The following is a 16,353-nucleotide window of genomic DNA, read 5'->3' as shown; positions in this document are numbered from 1 at the left end:
GTTGGCAGTGCTGTGAGTCTCACAATGTCAGCGAGTGAAGTGACAAGTGAAGTTATAGATACTCATGATCCTTTTAAGTTAGTCCAGCAAGTATCGAATAAAACCTTTGATCGCTTTAATACTGATAAAGCGTTAATTGATGCAGATTTAAGTCATTTAAAGGTGATTGTGCGTGAAGAATTAATGCCATATGTCGATTACAAATATGCTGCTTATAAAGTCATGGGGCAGTATTTACGCGACACGACACCAGAACAACGTGAGCGTTTTGTCGAAGCGTTTGAAGGTTACTTGGTGGCGACTTACGCTCAAGCCTTTACCGAGTATACAGGTCAAAAAGTACAGTTTTCCCCTGCGAGTGATTTTGCCGATGAGAAATTCGTCGATGTAAATGTGCAAATTATTGAAGATGGCCGCCCACCGATTAAAGTGATGTTTAAAGCAAGACGCCTTAAAGATGATAGTTGGAAGGCATTTGATTTAGTCGCTGAAGGGGTGAGTCTACTTGCGTCAAAACAGTCTGAAATTTCAAACTTAATTCGCCAGAAAGGCGTGGATTCGGTGATTGAAATGCTAAAAGATCGCACCCAACAAGAAATCAATTACAAACAGGATAAGGAAAATGCTGCGTGATTGAGTTTTTACAACAAGGTGACACTTGTGAAATTAAAGGGCAATTAAGGCAAACAGAGGTCATTGATTTATGGCCAAAACGACAACAGTTGTTTACTGATAGCACGCAAGTGTTAGACTTGTCTGCTTTAGAGTATGCCGACAGCGCAGGCGTCGCATTTTTACTTGAGCTGATATGCTTAGGTAATTGCAGTAAAAGCACTACTCAGCCAAGAACATTGGCAAATCCGAGTACACATCTAAAAAAACTCATTGAGTTATATGATTTAGAATCCTTTTTTCTAGAAAACTAGCATTGAATTTAAGGTAGCAAATTCCATGGATTGCAAAGTAATCGAACAAATTTTATCAGACGCACTCACTGTAGATGAAGTTCATGTCACGTCTGACGGTAGTCATTTTAAGGTCGTTGCCGTAGGCGAATGCTTTGATGACATGAGTAAAGTAAAGCAACAACAGACGATTTACGCACCATTGAATGAATTCATAGCCAGTGGTGAGTTGCATGCGCTGACCATCAAAACTTTTACGCCGACACAGTGGAAGCGTGAAAAACTATTTAATATGTAATTTCAGAGAGTCAGTGTGGATAAACTAACAATTCAAGCCAGTCAGCCGCTTTCTGGAAATGTGACCATTTCTGGGGCGAAAAATGCCGCTTTGCCGATTTTGTTCGCAAGTGTGCTAGCAGAGACTGACTTTATCGTTTCTAACGTACCGAGTCTTCGAGACGTCAATACAACGTGTAAGTTATTGCGTTGTTTAGGCGCAGAAGTGAAAGAGTTAGGCGACAGCAAGTACTGTATTTCAACTCAAAACTTAAATGAGTTTTGTGCTCCTTACGATCTCGTTAAAACCATGCGAGCGTCTATTTTAATCTTAGGCCCATTACTCGCAAGGTTTGGTACTGCAGATGTATCATTACCTGGTGGTTGTGCCATTGGTGCCCGCCCTGTAAACCTTCACTTGCAAGGCTTAGAGCAAATGGGCGCTAAGATTGAAGTGAAAGAAGGTTACATCAAAGCGCGTGTTGATGGCCGTCTTAAGGGCGCGCATATCTTTATGGATATGGTCAGCGTCGGCGCGACTGAAAACTTACTTATGGCCGCCACACTTGCAGATGGTGAAACAATCATCGAAAACGCTGCGCGTGAACCTGAAATTAATGATTTAGCCCATTGCTTAATTAGCATGGGGGCCAAAATATCTGGTGTAGGCACTGCAACACTAAAAATTGAAGGTGTTGAACGCTTGTCTGGCTGTGAGTATCGAGTGATGCCAGATCGAATCGAAACCGGTTCGTTTTTGGTTGCAGCAGCAGTAACGCGCGGAAGTATTCGTTGTGTTGATGCTGACCCTTCATCACTTGAAGCTGTACTTGCCAAACTTGAAGATGCAGGTGCGAAAATTACCACAGGTGATGATTGGATCGAGCTTGATATGCAGGGTAAACGTCCTGTCGCTGTTAATATTAAAACAGCGCCATATCCTGCATTTCCAACCGATATGCAAGCTCAGTTTTGTGTACTTAATGCATTAGCTGAAGGCACCAGTCATGTGACTGAAACGATTTTTGAAAATCGTTTTATGCATGTACCTGAGCTAAGTCGTATGGGCGCCGAGATGGAACTTGAAGGTAATACTTGCATCATTAAAGGTATAGAGCGCATGAATGGTGCTCAAGTGATGGCGACGGATTTACGTGCATCAGCAAGTTTAGTGATTGCGGGCTTAATGGCTGATGGTGTCACAACTGTCGATCGGATTTATCATTTAGATCGCGGCTATGAACATATCGAAGATAAATTTGCAGGCTTAGGCGGCAAAGTGGTTCGCGTTAGCTAAGCTAATATCTGTATTGATAACTAAAGCCGCTTTTTGAGCGGCTTTTTTATGTCTTAATATTTAGTCATCATGAATTTGGAGTGATTAAAAAGCCTGCATAAGCAGGCTTTATTTGAGGATAAACCAGTTTAAATTAACTATCAGTAGGGAGCTTCTCTCCAATAACAACGGGTAGTTCTAGTGGTTTGCCTTCACGAATAATAGTGATATTCACTTGATTACCTGGTGTGGTTTCAGCAATTCTATCCATTAACATTTCAACGCCTGGTACGCTTTCTTCTTCGTATTGAATAATCACATCACGAGGACGCAGCGTTGCTTTTGATGCAGGGCCATTTGGATCAACACCTGTGACTAATACGCCTTTAAGGTCGGGTAAGTTGAGAATTTGCGCCATTACAGGACTCAAAGGTTCGCCTGAAATACCCAGTGCACCACGGATCACGCGGCCGTTAGTAATCAATTTCCCCATAATGCTATGGGCAAGCTTTATAGGAATAGCAAAGTTAATCCCGTGACCACCACCTTCAGCCCCAATTTGGAAAGCAGCAGTATTAATACCAATAAGCTCACCACCGGTATCAATTAACGCGCCGCCAGAGTTACCTGCATTAATAGCAGCATCGGTTTGTAAAAAGTCGAGATAGCCTGAACTTAAACCATTACGACCTGTAGCACTAATGATGCCTTGCGTAATAGTTTGGCCTAAATTGTATGGGTTACCAATCGCTAACACGACATCACCGACTTGGGCTGGATTATTGAGGTTAATTGGTACAATGGGGACGTTATCACCATCAATCTCGATTTTAAGTACCGCTAAATCGGTGATTTGATCTGAGCCGACAACTTCAGAGGTGAACTTTCTACCATCTTGCAGCGCGATAACAATCTCATCGGCTTTTTTGATCACGTGGTAGTTAGTTAAAATGTAGCCTTCTTTGCTCATGATCACTCCAGAGCCAAGGCCTTGGAGTGAGCTTGAGTTCAGTGGACTATTTTGATCTAAACTTAAGCTGTATATGTTTACAACTGCTGGAGCGGCTCTACGTACAGCGCTAGCAAATGACAATTCATTATGATGTTGAGTCGTCGTTAAGCCGTTATTGAAGCTATTGTTGTTAGTAATGGAATTAACAAATAAGAATACAGCAGCCATGACCAAACCAAATACCACAGCCTTGCTTAAGTAAAGAATAGTGTCTTTGAAGTTCATTGGTCGACTACATATAGGAAAGATGAGCAAATATTATCATGACTAAAAAAATTAAGCATCGTAGCGACAAACTACAATGCTTAATTTATGTTTGATAATAAGATTTAATTTAAGGCTTTATCTCAGTACTAAGTACATTAATTTGTTATCGCGGAGCACCTTTAACGCAACAGCACCTTGTGGATTCTTTAGCTCTTCTTTTAACGCGTTCAGGTTTTTGACCTTACTGCGATTTAAGCCGACAATTAAGTCTCCTTCTTGAAGGCCATTTCGTGCTGCTGGAGAGCCCTGTGCAATACTCGTAATTTCGATACCTTTACGGCTATTACTCAGTTCTGCCCCTTCTAACATTGGGTGGAGGGCATTATCGGCAGAACCTGAACTCGAGGTTGATTCACCTAGAACTACGTTCGCGGTTTCTTCATCGCCATCACGAATAATGCCAATTTCAACTTTTGCACCAGCGCCCATCGTGGCTACTTTGGCTCTAAGCTCTTGGAAATTTTTAATCTTTTTACCATTAACGCTAACAATAATGTCGCCAGCTTCTATGCCTGCTTTATCAGCGGCGCTATCAGGCATGACTTCACTGATAAACCCGCCATGTTGGGTTTCAAGGCCAAACGCTTTTGCCAGCTCGTTATCTAAATCGCGCCCCGTGACACCAAGTACGCCACGCTTCACTTCACCATGTTCAATAATTTGATTAATGAGGTTGTTCACCATATTGGCGGGAATTGCAAAACCAATCCCGACGTTACCGCCACTTGGTGCAACGATTGCTGTATTGATACCGATAAGCTCACCATTTAAATTAACGAGTGCGCCGCCAGAATTACCGCTGTTAATCGCGGCGTCGGTTTGAATAAAGTTCTCAAGCATTTCAATGCCAAGGCCACTACGTCCTAGAGCACTAACAATCCCTGAAGTTACGGTTTGTCCAAGGCCAAATGGGTTACCAATAGCCACAGCAAAGTCACCCACTCGAATATCATCTGAGTTAGTCTGTTTAATTGCCGTTAGGTTTTTTGCTTCAATTTGCAGTAGCGCAATATCAGATTCTGGATCAGCGCCTATTAATTTAGCATCAATTTCTCGTCCATCATGTAGGCCAATTTTGATTTCATCCGCGCCGTTAATGACGTGGTTATTGGTGACGATATAGCCTTCTTTGGCATCAATAATAACCCCTGAACCTAAGCCTCTGAATGGTCGCTCTTGGACTTGCTCTTGCGGCGCATTAGGGCCAAAGAAATACTTAAATACATCTGGGATTTGTTGTTTCGATGTTTGGGTACCACTTACCGCAACCGATACAACAGCAGGTGTTGTTCTTTCAAGCATGGGCGCTAGGCTTGGTAATGCTTGACCATCAACAGTTTGGGGAATTGCCGCTTGTGATAAGGCCGGCATTAAAGATAGCGAGGCTGATAAAATTGCTGCTGAGAGTAAAGTTAATTTTGGTTTCATTAATTATTGCTCCTTGAAAAATTAAATCATGGCTCGGTAAAAGTTTACAGTTATCGCCTTTGATCAAATTTAATCTGATAATCGTACATGGTATATATAACCTCGGAGTCTATGCTGTTTCAATAAGTTCAGCCTATATTAACAAAGGTTAATTTTTTGTAGTTATAAACGTTACCTCAATTGTAGCTGCATGCTATGATTGTTTCGAATTTTCAGCAGTATAAGAGAGTCGTACTTGTGTCGCAGTTAAGCCCTTGGCAGCATTACCAGCAAGATTTAACCCGTGATGGTTTTTCTCACGATATAGCACAAGAGCAAGCGGTAAAATCGCTACAACGAGTTTATGAAGAAGTCATTGCTGCCGATGTCCAACCTTCAGGTATTGGCAAGTTGTTTAGTGCGATAGGATTGAAAAAATCTGACTCATCGATTCAAGGACTGTATTTATGGGGTGGAGTAGGGCGCGGTAAAACCTACTTGATGGATACCTTTTATGATGCACTGCCTACAGATAAAAAATTGCGTGCACATTTCCATCGTTTTATGCACCAGCTGCATCATGATCTCGGTGAAATGGAAGGGGTACAAGATCCGCTCATTAGCATTGCTAAGAAAATGGCGCAGCAATATAAGATAATCTGCTTTGATGAATTTTTTGTCTCAGACATTACCGACGCGATGTTACTGGGCACCTTATTCCAATATCTCTTCAAAGAAGGTGTTGCCTTAGTGGCGACCTCTAATATCATTCCTGACGACTTATATAAGAACGGGTTACAACGCGCACGCTTCTTACCTGCAATTAAACTGATTAATGAGCATTGTGAAATATTAAATGTCGATTCGGGAATTGATTACCGTTTACGTACTCTTGAACAAGCAGAGATTTATCATTTCCCCTTAGATCAGCAAGCGGATACCAATTTAATCACTTACTTTGGTCAACTCGCGCCAGAATCAGAAGTGCTTACAGGTTCTATTGAAATTGAAGGCCGTGAGATTGCTATTCGCCAACAATCTCAAGGTGTCTTATTAGCTAACTTTAGAGACTTATGTGATGGTCCTCGTTCGCAACGTGACTATATGGAAGTGGCGAGGCTGTATCACACTGTTTTAGTGAGTGGCCTCGAGCAAATGGGGTCTTCAACCACAGGTGACGATATCGCGAGGCGCTTTTTGGCCATGGTCGATGAATTTTACGAACGTAATGTAAAACTGATTATTTCTGCAGAAGTTTCATTAGAAGATATCTATACCGATGGCTTATTGAGCTTTGAGTTTAGGCGCTGCCGTTCAAGACTGATTGAAATGCAGTCTCATGACTATTTAACTTTAGAGCATCTTCCTTAAATAGGGCATATATCAAATTGCTGTTTAGGTTTACTTATATAGGTAACTTATTCGCTAGCTATATTTGAGTTGATAGGGTTGAGTGTTTATTGAACGACTCATGTCGATGAGATAGTGAATATTCAGCATAAAATCCAGAAATCACCTTCATAGGTGATTTTTTTATAATTATGAAAAAATTAGATGATTTTTAACTCAAGTTTGTCTATAATCCGCCACCTGCCCTCGTTACTCCACCGAATTTGGGTGGAAGATTTAAACCAATTTCAGCTCGAAGGGGCTTTGAAATGGTCATTGTGTTGATTGCATGTGCAGTCAGCATTGAGACAGAATTTTAATCATTGGGTTTTTGTAAAATGAAGACTACATTTACTGCTACACCAGAAACAGTCACACGTGACTGGTTCGTCGTTGATGCTGAAGGTAAAACTTTAGGTCGTATCGCTACTGAAATTGCTACTCGTTTACGCGGTAAGCATAAGCCAGAGTATACTCCTCATGTTGACACTGGTGACTACATCATCGTTATTAACGCTGAGAAAGTTACAGTGACTGGTAACAAAGCTAAAGGCAAAGTTTACTACTCACATTCAGGTTTCATCGGTGGTATCAAGCAGATTACTTTTGAAAAGCTGCAAGATCATAAGCCTGAGATGATTATCGAGAAAGCAGTTAAGGGTATGTTACCAAAAGGTCCTTTGGGCCGCGCTATGTTCCGTAAACTTAAAGTTTACTCTGGCGCTGAACATAACCACGCTGCACAACAACCACAAGTTCTTGATATCTAATCCGGGAGTAAGCTAATGTCTGCAACTCAGTACTACGGCACTGGCCGTCGTAAAACATCAACTGCTCGCGTATTCGCTAAAGCAGGTAGTGGTCAAATCGTTGTTAACCAACGTCCACTAGATGTATATTTTGGTCGTGAAACTGCTCGTATGGTTGTTCGTCAACCACTTGAGCTAGTTGAAATGACAGATAAACTTGACATCTATGTAACTGTTAAAGGCGGTGGAACCACTGGCCAAGCAGGTGCAATTCGTCACGGTATTACTCGTGCATTGCTTCAGTTAGACGAAGCTCTACGTCCTTCTTTACGCGGCGCTGGTTTCGTTACCCGTGATGCTCGTAAAGTTGAGCGTAAGAAAGTTGGTCTACGTAAAGCACGTCGTAAGCCACAATTCTCAAAACGTTAATTCGTTTTTGGAATTCAAAAAGCCCAGCTATATGCTGGGTTTTTTATTGCCTTTTTTTTATCAAATACAGCTATGATACAAAATGATAATGGTGTTTCATTTATTTGATGCTGCCACTGTTCTGTTGTTGAGTTAATAATAAATTGTGGGATGAATGATGGATTTTCAAGTGTGGATGTTTGCGATTGGTTTAGTTTTGGTTTTAGAAGGGATTGGACCGTTACTATTTCCACAGCAATGGAAAAAATATTTAGCTGAGATTTCGAGCCAAAACAAGAATGTTCTCAGGAGGTTAGGTGGATCATTGGTGTCTGCTGGCATAGTACTATTAATAATTTTCGCATAAAATACTTGCAATACACCCCCAGAAATCTGTTAAAATTCGCCTTTATACCGCAACCTTGCAGCAGACGATGGGCAAAAACGTAGTAGTACTCGGCACTCAATGGGGTGACGAAGGAAAAGGTAAGATTGTCGACCTTCTAACAGAACAGGCAAAATATGTAGTTCGTTACCAAGGCGGCCACAATGCTGGTCATACTCTTGTTATCGACGGCGATAAAACAGTACTTCATTTGATTCCGTCAGGGATCTTACGCGACAATGTGAAATGCATTATCGGTAATGGTGTAGTGCTCGCTCCCGATGCTTTGATGAAAGAGATCAACATGCTTAAAGAGCGTGGTGTTCCTGTCGAAGAGCGTCTTCTTATTTCAGAAGCATGTCCACTAATTCTACCTTTCCATTGTGCTCTTGATGTGGCTCGCGAAAAAGCGCGCGGCAATCAAGCTATCGGTACAACGGGTCGTGGTATTGGTCCAGCTTATGAAGATAAAATTTCTCGTCGTGGTCTTCGCGTAGGTGATTTGTTCAATGCTGAACTTTTCGCTGTTAAGCTAAAAGAAGTGATGAAATATCACAACTTCATGCTAACCGAATACTATGATTGTGAAGCTGTTGACTATCAAACAACGCTAGATGATGCATTAGCTATCGCTGATTATCTGAAAAGCATGTGTACTGATGTGACTGAATTACTAGATACTGCCCGTAAAGCGGGTGAGCCAATCTTGTTTGAAGGCGCACAAGGTACATTACTTGATATCGACCATGGTACATACCCATATGTGACTTCATCAAACACTACAGCAGGTGGCGTAGCTACTGGTTCTGGTTTTGGTCCTCGTCACTTAGATTATGTATTAGGTATCATGAAAGCTTACACCACTCGTGTAGGTGCTGGTCCATTCCCAACAGAGCTTGAGAATGAGATTGGTGACTACTTAGGCCATAAAGGTCAAGAGTTCGGTGCTACAACTGGTCGTAAACGTCGTCCAGGTTGGTTAGATGCTGTGGCAATGCGCCGTGCAGTTCAAATCAACAGTGTAAGCGGCTTCTGTCTAACCAAACTTGACGTTCTAGATGGCCTAGAAGAAGTTAAGATTTGTGTTGGTTACCAGTATCCAGATGGGTCTGTTGAAACAGTGACTCCTTTAGCTGCTGAAGGTTACGAGCAGGTAACACCTGTTTTCGAAACTATGCCAGGCTGGAGCGAAACCACTTTCGGTGCGACATCAATTGAGCAACTGCCACAAGCAGCACTTAATTATATTGCGCGTATCGAAGAGTTACTTGAAGCTCCAGTTGATATCGTATCAACGGGTCCTGACAGAAACGAAACAATCGTATTAGTTAATCCATTTAACTAACACATTGAAGGCCGCTAATTAGCGGCCTTTTTATTGTGTAGTTGACCTAGTTTTATTGATTGAAAATTTACATCGAACATTCACTGTTATCCTCCAGTTACCTTCGTCATTTTCTCCTATCTAATACAAGCGATTCAGTTTTCTATTGTGTTGAATAATTGCGGTTTGTGCAGTTAATACTCAAGAATTGAGCTATAATGCCGATGCATTGAGTAACTAAAGTGTCATTGAGAATCGTTATGCTGCGTTTAAGTTTATTGTTGTTGTGTTTTATTCCATATATTACCGTTGCCGAAATGGCTTCAGTGGATATTTATAATGATGAGCAATTACTTAAATTGATCCGAACGAATCAATATTTACAGCAAGTTAAAGCCGATGATTGCCAGCTAGTACAAGACATCGAAGCGAGAGCCGAAGTGCTAAAGCAGCCCATGTATCAATTCTTATGGGGTGAGATGCTTAATCATGGTGTTTGTGTGCCGCAGCATGCATCCAGAGGCATGAAACAATTACAAATTGCTGCAGAGCAAGGTAGCGCAGAGGCGATGCTAAAACTGGCCGAGTATTACTATCACGGTAAAATGGTAGTCAAAGATAAAAATCGTGCAGTGCAGTATGTGATGCCTGCTGCTGCTAATGGCGATGTGCCAGCACGATTAATGTTAGTTCGCCTTTTTGGCGAAGGTTATGGTAGCCCTGTAGATTACAAGTTAGGTTACCATTGGTTATATAACAGCGTATTTAATGATGAAGCGACACAGAAAAAAGCGTCTTCATTATTGCAGACATTAGCCGCTAAGATGCCCGCGAGTATAGTCGCGCGAGCACAGCAGCCGCAGCTGCACTAAACGCTAATACTCCAACATTGGAGTAAATTATTTGGAAATTGAATGATCAACGATCCTCATTTTGAGAGAGAGCAAGACAAGTACGAAAACCCAATCCCTAGCCGTGAATACATCTTAGAGTATTTACGCGCCCAGAAATCACCTGTGACTAGAGAGCACATTGCCGCAGCATTAAACATGGTCGATGAAGATCATCTTGAAGCGCTAAGAAGACGTTTGCGTGCAATGGAGCGTGATGGACAACTAGTGTACACCCGCGGACATAGCTATGGTTTACCTGAAAAGATGGATTTACTTTCAGGCAGCGTGATTGGTCACCGAGATGGATTTGGATTTTTTAAATCTGATGAAGGCGGAGATGACTTATTTATTAATAACCGCGATATGCAGATGTATTTTCACGGCGATAAAGTCCTAGCACAAAAAGCGGGCTCAGATCGTCGTGGACGTCGTGAAGCACGTATTGTACGTCTAGTTCAGCAACGAGCAGCACCATTAGTAGGCCGCTATCACGTTGATGCTGGCATGGCATTTGTGATTGCTGATGATAGACGTATTACCCAAGAAATCTTAATTGCTAAAGAAGACAGGAATGGCGCTCGCGCAGGCGACGTGGTTGTAGTTGAGTTAACCCGCAGACCTGGCCGCTTTGTTAAAGCCGCTGCGAAAGTCACTGAAGTACTTGGTAAAACGATGGCCCCCGGTATGGAAATTGAAATTGCTCTGCGCAATTATGATTTACCCCATAAATGGTCATCAGTGATTGAGAAAAAACTCAAGCGCATTCCTGATGAAGTACCAGAGTCTGATAAGCAAGGTCGAGTCGATTTACGTCACTTACCTTTAGTGACGATTGATGGTGAAGATGCCCGTGATTTTGATGATGCAGTTTATGCTGAGACAAAACCTAGTGGTGGCTGGCGTTTATGGGTAGCGATTGCAGATGTGAGTCATTATGTACGCACTGATTCTGCATTAGATGAAGAGGCGCGTGCCCGTGGTAACTCGGTGTACTTCCCATCGCAAGTTATTCCAATGTTGCCAGAGAAAATTTCCAACGGCTTATGTTCGCTTAATCCGCATGTTGACCGTTTATGTATGGTCGCAGAAATGACAATTTCAGCGGCGGGTAAGTTATCTGGCTATAAGTTTTATCCTGCAGTGATGCATTCACATGCAAGATTTACTTATACCCAAGTCGCAGCAATGCTCGAGGGCGGCGAAATCGCGCCTGAGCATGAAGCACTATTCCCGCATCTTCAATGTTTACAGTCTCTGTATTTAACTTTGAACGAGCGTAGAGCTGAACGCGGTGCAATTGCATTTGAAACCGTTGAAACCCAGTTCATCTTTAATGAACAACGTAAGATTGAAGCGATTGTGCCCCGTGGACGTAATCAAGCTCATAAGATTATTGAAGAGTGCATGATCCTCGCAAACGTCGCTTCTGCTAAGTTTGTGAAGAAACATAAAGGTGAAGTGCTATATCGTGTCCATGAAGCGCCATCTGAAACTAAGCTAGCAAACTTTAAAGAGTTTTTAGCTGAACGCGGATTATCAATGAATGGCGGTGATGAACCTACACCATCTGATTATCAAGATGTGATGCTGAAAATTGCTGATAGACCGGATGCAGAACTGATTCAAATCATGTTACTGCGTTCAATGCGCCAAGCAGTATATAGCCCTGATGATGATGGTCACTTTGGGTTAGCATTAACCGAATACTCGCATTTCACTTCGCCAATTCGACGCTATCCAGATCTGGTGTTGCACCGTGTGATCCGCTACCTGTTAGCTGCACAAGATGGCAATGTTAAGGATAAATGGACTCCTGAAGGGGGTTATCATTATGACCTTGAAGAGTTGGATAAGTTAGGCGAAGAATGTTCAACGACTGAACGCCGTGCAGATGAAGCGACGCGTGATGTAGCTGATTGGCTTAAATGCGAATACATGCAAGATCATGTTGGTGATGATTTTGAAGCCGTTATCGCATCGGTAACAAGCTTTGGTTTATTTGTGAGGCTGAAAGATCTCTACATCGATGGCTTGGTGCATATTTCAAGTTTAGTCAGTGATTACTACCAATTTGATCCAATGCGTCAACGTTTGATTGGTGAAAACACCAAGAACGTATATCAAGTGGGCGATGAAGTGAATGTAAAAGTGGCCGCAGTTAACTTGGATGATCGTCAAATAGACCTTATCATGCTTGGCGATCATGGGAAGAGCCGTAAAAAAGCTAATCGTAAACCGTTAACAGCACGTGAACGCGCTAACCTTGAAGGCGCTAAAGCGGGGGCTGGAAAATCTGGTTCAAGCAAGTCAGGAGCGGGTAAAGATAGTTCTGATACTAAAGATGATAAAAGTGGGGCAAAACGTAGTTCAAGTGCTAAAAAGCCACGTTCTAAATCTAGCGCTAAGAAAAAAAGTGCAGGAAAATCATCTAAAAAACCGGTAAACAGTTCAGCTACAACAGCTGCAAAAAAACCATCTAAAGCAAAGCGTAAGAGAAAATAAGTAAATGAAAAAACAAGATATCATTTTTGGCATACATGCTGTTGAAGCTTTGCTACGAAATGCACCAGAGCGTGTGATTGAATTATGGGTAGTACAGGGTCGCGAAGATGAGCGTGTTCTGCCATTAATTAACACTGCAAACCAATATGGTGTTTCTGTGCAGCGCTCTGGACGTAAGGTACTTGACGACAAATCAGCAAGCAGCCAACATCAAGGTATTGTCGCACGAGTGAAACCAGCCAAAATACTCACTGAAAATGATTTAGATGCCTTGCTTGAAAAAACAGAGCAGCCATTTCTACTTATTCTTGATGGTGTTACCGACCCTCATAACCTTGGTGCATGTTTGCGAAATGCGGATGCTGCAGGGGTTCAAGGTATTATTGTACCAAAGGATAATTCAGTTGGTTTAACTGCAACCGTGAGTAAAGTGGCATGTGGCGCAGCTGAAACTGTTCCTTTGTTTCAAGTGACTAACCTTGCCCGCACTATGCGCCATATTCAGCAAAAAGGTGTGTGGATTATTGGTGCTGCAGGTGAAGCAGATTGTGAATTGTACCAAGCCGACTTAAAAGGTCCACTTGCTATCGCAATGGGCGCTGAAGATAAAGGTTTGCGTCGCCTAACACGTGAAAGCTGTGATTCAATCGTATCTATCCCAATGGCGGGTAGTGTTTCAAGTTTAAATGTATCTGTTGCAACGGGTATTTGTTTATTTGAAGCAGTGCGCCAGCGTAAAGGCTAATCTTGCTAAGATAAATTATCAGCATTAAAAAACGGGCTTATGCCCGTTTTTATTTGCTTTGAATTTGAATGCTACTGGAAAGTATAAAGCAGGTTAAACGTGGTAATGGTATCGGTTTTAAAACTGTCTTCAGGAACAACGGCGGTGTACTTAACATTAACGCCAATTTTAAATGCCCAATCCTGTAAAAAGGTATTTTTATAACTTAAATCTAAAGTCAGGGTATTGTTGTCTTCACCGACTTCTGAGGTGAGATCGGCATTTAAACTGGTATATTCCTGTAGCTTGACCGAATACTTTGCTGCAGTACGTAAAATGATGTCTTGGTTGGCTTCTGGATTTAAATCGGAATCGGTGGCTTTAGGCAAATCATAACGATAACCAGGACCCACTTCTAAACTGAGTTTGGTTTGGTAATTTGAAATAATATCGAAACCGTAACCAGCAGATATCGTTGACAGTTTGGTATAACTACCAAAATCATCCCAAGTGAATTCCCCGCGTCCGAATACATAACCGCTATCCAGTTTATAACTAGATTGCGCGTAAAGATCATATTTTTCAGCTGTCGTCGATTCATCATCAGCTGCATAGTAGGCTTTTAAGGTTAATTCTTGTCGGGCTTTTTCAGTGTCGTAATTTAAGTAAGTACGGCCATTGAAGTTTTGCGACTGGTTGTTACCGGTGTTTAGTTGCATTCCCGCTTCAATTTCAGCGTTAAAGTCACTTGGTGGCTCTTTGTAATCTGGTGGTACTAATGCCCATGCAGAAGATGAGGCGAGCAAAGTAGAAGTAAAAATGATGACTTTATTCATTACGCTTATCTATGGGTTGTTATGAGGAACGCCTGGAATACGGATGAAGCGTCATAATACCTGTATTCGTGTAGGCTGCAAAGCAATCCGTTACTTAAACACTGTCTTGAAGGGTTAAGTTATTAATTTTTATATCGTATTTATGTGTTGTTAAGTTAAATGACAGTCTCACTTTTAGTAGAGACTAAACGAATAGACTTGATGGCAAAGTATTACTTGAGTTTGCTGTTGTGTTTATGTACTATGTCGCGCTCAAATCAGTCATTTAATTTCGTTCCTTGCCTCCAACTTGGTCTGACTGAGCCACACGTGAGGCTAATTAACCGTAAGGAGCAATAAATGCGTCATTATGAAATCGTATTTATGGTTCACCCAGATCAAAGTGAACAAGTCCCAGGTATGATCGAGCGTTACAGCAGTGTAATTACTGATGCTAACGGTACTATCAGCCGTCTAGAAGATTGGGGTCGTCGTCAATTGGCTTACCCAATTCAAGACCTACATAAAGCTCACTATGTTCTTATGAACGTAGAAGCAACTGCAGAGTCTATCGAAGAGTTAGAAACAGCTTTCCGTTTCAATGACGCTGTTCTGCGTAACATGGTAATGCGCACTAAAACTGCTGTTACTGAAGCTTCTCCAATGGCTAAAGCAAAAGATGAGCGTGATTCACGTCGTGCTCCTACTGCTGCACCAGCTGCTGAAAAAGAAGTTGAAGCAAGCGCTGAAGAATCTGCTGAATAATTAATCTGTGGTTAATCACTTAGTATTGTCAGGAACGATAACTCGTTCTAAGCGGTTTGATAGCCCAAGCGGGATTCCACATAAGGTAATCACGTTAGAGCACAAAGCGCAGCGGTATGAAGGCCAGATGTTGAGAAACGTTTATTGCCTCATCCAAGTCATATTAAGTGGACAACGTTTTAATAGCGTTACAGAAGAATTAAAAGCAGGCGTGCAGGTCCAAGTTGAAGGGTTTATCTCTATGCAGCAAGGACGAAATGGCCAAAATAAATTGGTTATGCACGCCGAAAATGTCGAATTGAAAACTTAGGAGACTGTCAACATGGCACGTTATTTCCGTCGTCGCAAGTTCTGTCGTTTCACCTCTGAAGGTGTTGCAGAAATTGATTACAAAGATATCGTTACTTTAAAAAACTACGTAACAGAAAGCGGTAAGATTGTTCCTAGCCGTATCACTGGTACTAGTGCTAAATATCAACGCCAACTAGCTCGCGCGATTAAGCGTGCTCGTTATCTTTCTCTACTGCCTTACACTGATTTACATCAGTAATCGCAGTATTAATCAGAGGAATTAGATAATGAACGTTATTCTGCTTGATAAAATCGCTAACCTTGGAAACCTAGGTGACCAAGTTTCAGTTAAAGCCGGTTACGCACGTAACTTCCTTTTGCCACAAGGCAAAGCTGTTGTTGCTAATGACGAAAACGTTAAAGTTTTCGAAGCACGTCGCGCTGAATTAGAAGCTAAATTAGCTGCTGAATTAGGTGTTTGTGCTGCACGAGCTGAAAAGCTTGCTGCATTAGAAGCAGTTGTTATCGCTTCTAAAGCTGGTGACGAAGGTAAACTATTCGGTTCAGTTGGTACTCGCGACATCGCTGATGCAGTTACTGCTGCTGGCGTTGAGCTTGCTAAAGCTGAAGTACGTCTACCTTTAGGTGCTTTACGCACTTTAGGTGACTTCGAAGTTGAAGTTCAGCTTCACACTGAAGTTAAAGCTGTTGTTAAAGTTTCTGTTGTTGCAGAAGACTAATAGCAATTTGCTTTAAAGAAAACACCGCCAATTGGCGGTGTTTTTTTATGTCTGGAATATGTAAAACTGCAATGTGATGGGCTGCATACTTTGACTTGAAATAATGCAATAAAAGTAATTTTGACGAAAGTAATCTGGACTTACTCTGGCAAAAGTTAAGGCAAAAAAATTCAGGCAAGAAGTTCAGGCAAGAAGTTCAGGCAAGAAGTTCAGGCAAAAAGTTCA

19 protein-coding genes are annotated in these 16,353 nt (G+C 41.8%); 16 read left to right on the top strand and 3 right to left on the bottom strand.

Translation table 11 applies throughout. From position 1 onward, the window contains the following. The first annotated feature begins 24 nt into the window (after window positions 1-24). From AB4153_RS04455 to murA, 4 genes are read left to right on the top strand one after another with little or no spacing between them, the layout of a single operon-like run. Window positions 25-633, top strand: coding sequence for a phospholipid-binding protein MlaC (locus tag AB4153_RS04455; RefSeq protein WP_371996515.1), 609 nt, complete (start codon window positions 25-27; stop codon window positions 631-633). Next, a complete protein-coding gene (locus AB4153_RS04450; RefSeq protein ID WP_248955657.1) occupies window positions 630-926 on the top strand; it encodes an STAS domain-containing protein in 297 nt (98 codons plus the stop codon). The genes AB4153_RS04455 and AB4153_RS04450 overlap by 4 nt, the downstream gene beginning before the upstream one ends. Window positions 927-951: 25 nt before the next feature. Continuing rightward, window positions 952-1,203 carry a BolA family protein gene (locus AB4153_RS04445; RefSeq protein ID WP_371996502.1) on the top strand — a complete coding sequence of 84 codons (252 nt, stop codon included), beginning with the start codon at window positions 952-954 and terminating at the stop codon, window positions 1,201-1,203. A gap of 15 nt (window positions 1,204-1,218) precedes the next feature. Next, complete coding sequence (murA, locus tag AB4153_RS04440) at window positions 1,219-2,478, top strand: UDP-N-acetylglucosamine 1-carboxyvinyltransferase (RefSeq protein ID WP_371996501.1); 1,260 nt, start codon at window positions 1,219-1,221, stop codon at window positions 2,476-2,478. Between the two features lie 133 nt (window positions 2,479-2,611). Here murA and degS read toward each other — a convergent pair whose 3' ends face one another. Next, on the bottom strand, window positions 2,612-3,694 hold the full coding sequence (gene degS / locus AB4153_RS04435; RefSeq protein WP_102528015.1) for an outer membrane-stress sensor serine endopeptidase DegS: 1,083 nt from the start codon (window positions 3,692-3,694) through the stop codon (window positions 2,612-2,614). Window positions 3,695-3,811: 117 nt separating this feature from the next. Next, entirely contained in the window at window positions 3,812-5,164 is a 1,353-nt protein-coding gene (locus tag AB4153_RS04430) for a DegQ family serine endoprotease (protein WP_102528014.1), read from the bottom strand. Between the two features lie 237 nt (window positions 5,165-5,401). Between AB4153_RS04430 and zapE the strand changes: the two genes are divergently transcribed. The 8 genes from zapE to rlmB all read left to right on the top strand — a co-directional run bounded on the left by zapE (window position 5,402) and on the right by rlmB (window position 13,538). Beyond that, a complete protein-coding gene (zapE, locus tag AB4153_RS04425; RefSeq protein ID WP_102528013.1) occupies window positions 5,402-6,514 on the top strand; it encodes a cell division protein ZapE in 1,113 nt (370 codons plus the stop codon). Window positions 6,515-6,870: 356 nt separating this feature from the next. Then, window positions 6,871-7,302: a 50S ribosomal protein L13 gene (rplM, locus tag AB4153_RS04420; protein WP_102528012.1), complete on the top strand. Its 432-nt coding sequence runs from the start codon at window positions 6,871-6,873 to the stop codon at window positions 7,300-7,302. A 15-nt stretch (window positions 7,303-7,317) separates the two neighbouring features. Further along, window positions 7,318-7,710, top strand: a complete 393-nt coding sequence (gene rpsI / locus AB4153_RS04415) for a 30S ribosomal protein S9 (protein ID WP_102528011.1) — start codon at window positions 7,318-7,320, stop codon at window positions 7,708-7,710. A 157-nt stretch (window positions 7,711-7,867) separates the two neighbouring features. After that, window positions 7,868-8,056, top strand: a complete 189-nt coding sequence (locus tag AB4153_RS04410; RefSeq protein WP_102528010.1) for a DUF2065 family protein — start codon at window positions 7,868-7,870, stop codon at window positions 8,054-8,056. A gap of 67 nt (window positions 8,057-8,123) precedes the next feature. Continuing rightward, window positions 8,124-9,419: an adenylosuccinate synthase gene (locus AB4153_RS04405; RefSeq protein WP_229371092.1), complete on the top strand. Its 1,296-nt coding sequence runs from the start codon at window positions 8,124-8,126 to the stop codon at window positions 9,417-9,419. 239 nt (window positions 9,420-9,658) lie between these two features. Next, on the top strand, window positions 9,659-10,270 hold the full coding sequence (locus AB4153_RS04400; RefSeq protein ID WP_102528008.1) for a tetratricopeptide repeat protein: 612 nt from the start codon (window positions 9,659-9,661) through the stop codon (window positions 10,268-10,270). Between the two features lie 42 nt (window positions 10,271-10,312). Then, window positions 10,313-12,793, top strand: coding sequence for a ribonuclease R (rnr, locus tag AB4153_RS04395; protein ID WP_371996497.1), 2,481 nt, complete (start codon window positions 10,313-10,315; stop codon window positions 12,791-12,793). A 4-nt stretch (window positions 12,794-12,797) separates the two neighbouring features. Continuing rightward, window positions 12,798-13,538 carry a 23S rRNA (guanosine(2251)-2'-O)-methyltransferase RlmB gene (gene rlmB / locus AB4153_RS04390; RefSeq protein ID WP_229371098.1) on the top strand — a complete coding sequence of 247 codons (741 nt, stop codon included), beginning with the start codon at window positions 12,798-12,800 and terminating at the stop codon, window positions 13,536-13,538. A gap of 71 nt (window positions 13,539-13,609) precedes the next feature. On the opposite strand, the gene AB4153_RS04385 is transcribed toward rlmB, so the two are convergent. Then, window positions 13,610-14,353 (bottom strand): YdiY family protein, encoded by a 744-nt coding sequence (locus tag AB4153_RS04385; protein ID WP_102528005.1) that lies wholly within the window; start codon window positions 14,351-14,353, stop codon window positions 13,610-13,612. Between the two features lie 339 nt (window positions 14,354-14,692). On the opposite strand from AB4153_RS04385, the gene rpsF reads away from it, so the two are divergent. Genes rpsF through rplI form a run of 4 tightly spaced genes read left to right on the top strand, consistent with a single transcriptional unit; the run spans window position 14,693 to window position 16,128 of the window. Beyond that, window positions 14,693-15,097, top strand: a complete 405-nt coding sequence (rpsF, locus tag AB4153_RS04380) for a 30S ribosomal protein S6 (protein WP_055023456.1) — start codon at window positions 14,693-14,695, stop codon at window positions 15,095-15,097. Between the two features lie 7 nt (window positions 15,098-15,104). Then, window positions 15,105-15,407, top strand: a complete 303-nt coding sequence (gene priB / locus AB4153_RS04375) for a primosomal replication protein N (protein WP_102528004.1) — start codon at window positions 15,105-15,107, stop codon at window positions 15,405-15,407. A gap of 12 nt (window positions 15,408-15,419) precedes the next feature. Continuing rightward, the gene (rpsR, locus tag AB4153_RS04370) at window positions 15,420-15,647 is read left to right on the top strand and encodes a 30S ribosomal protein S18 (protein ID WP_055023454.1); all 228 of its coding nucleotides are present in this window, start codon (window positions 15,420-15,422) and stop codon (window positions 15,645-15,647) included. Between the two features lie 28 nt (window positions 15,648-15,675). Next, window positions 15,676-16,128: a 50S ribosomal protein L9 gene (rplI, locus tag AB4153_RS04365; RefSeq protein ID WP_102528003.1), complete on the top strand. Its 453-nt coding sequence runs from the start codon at window positions 15,676-15,678 to the stop codon at window positions 16,126-16,128. Window positions 16,129-16,353 lie beyond the last annotated feature (225 nt).

Source organism: Shewanella sp. 10N.286.52.E4 (genome assembly GCF_041468785.1).
GTDB lineage: Bacteria > Pseudomonadota > Gammaproteobacteria > Enterobacterales > Shewanellaceae > Shewanella > Shewanella electrodiphila.
This window is presented reverse-complemented; position numbering and strand designations above follow the sequence as displayed.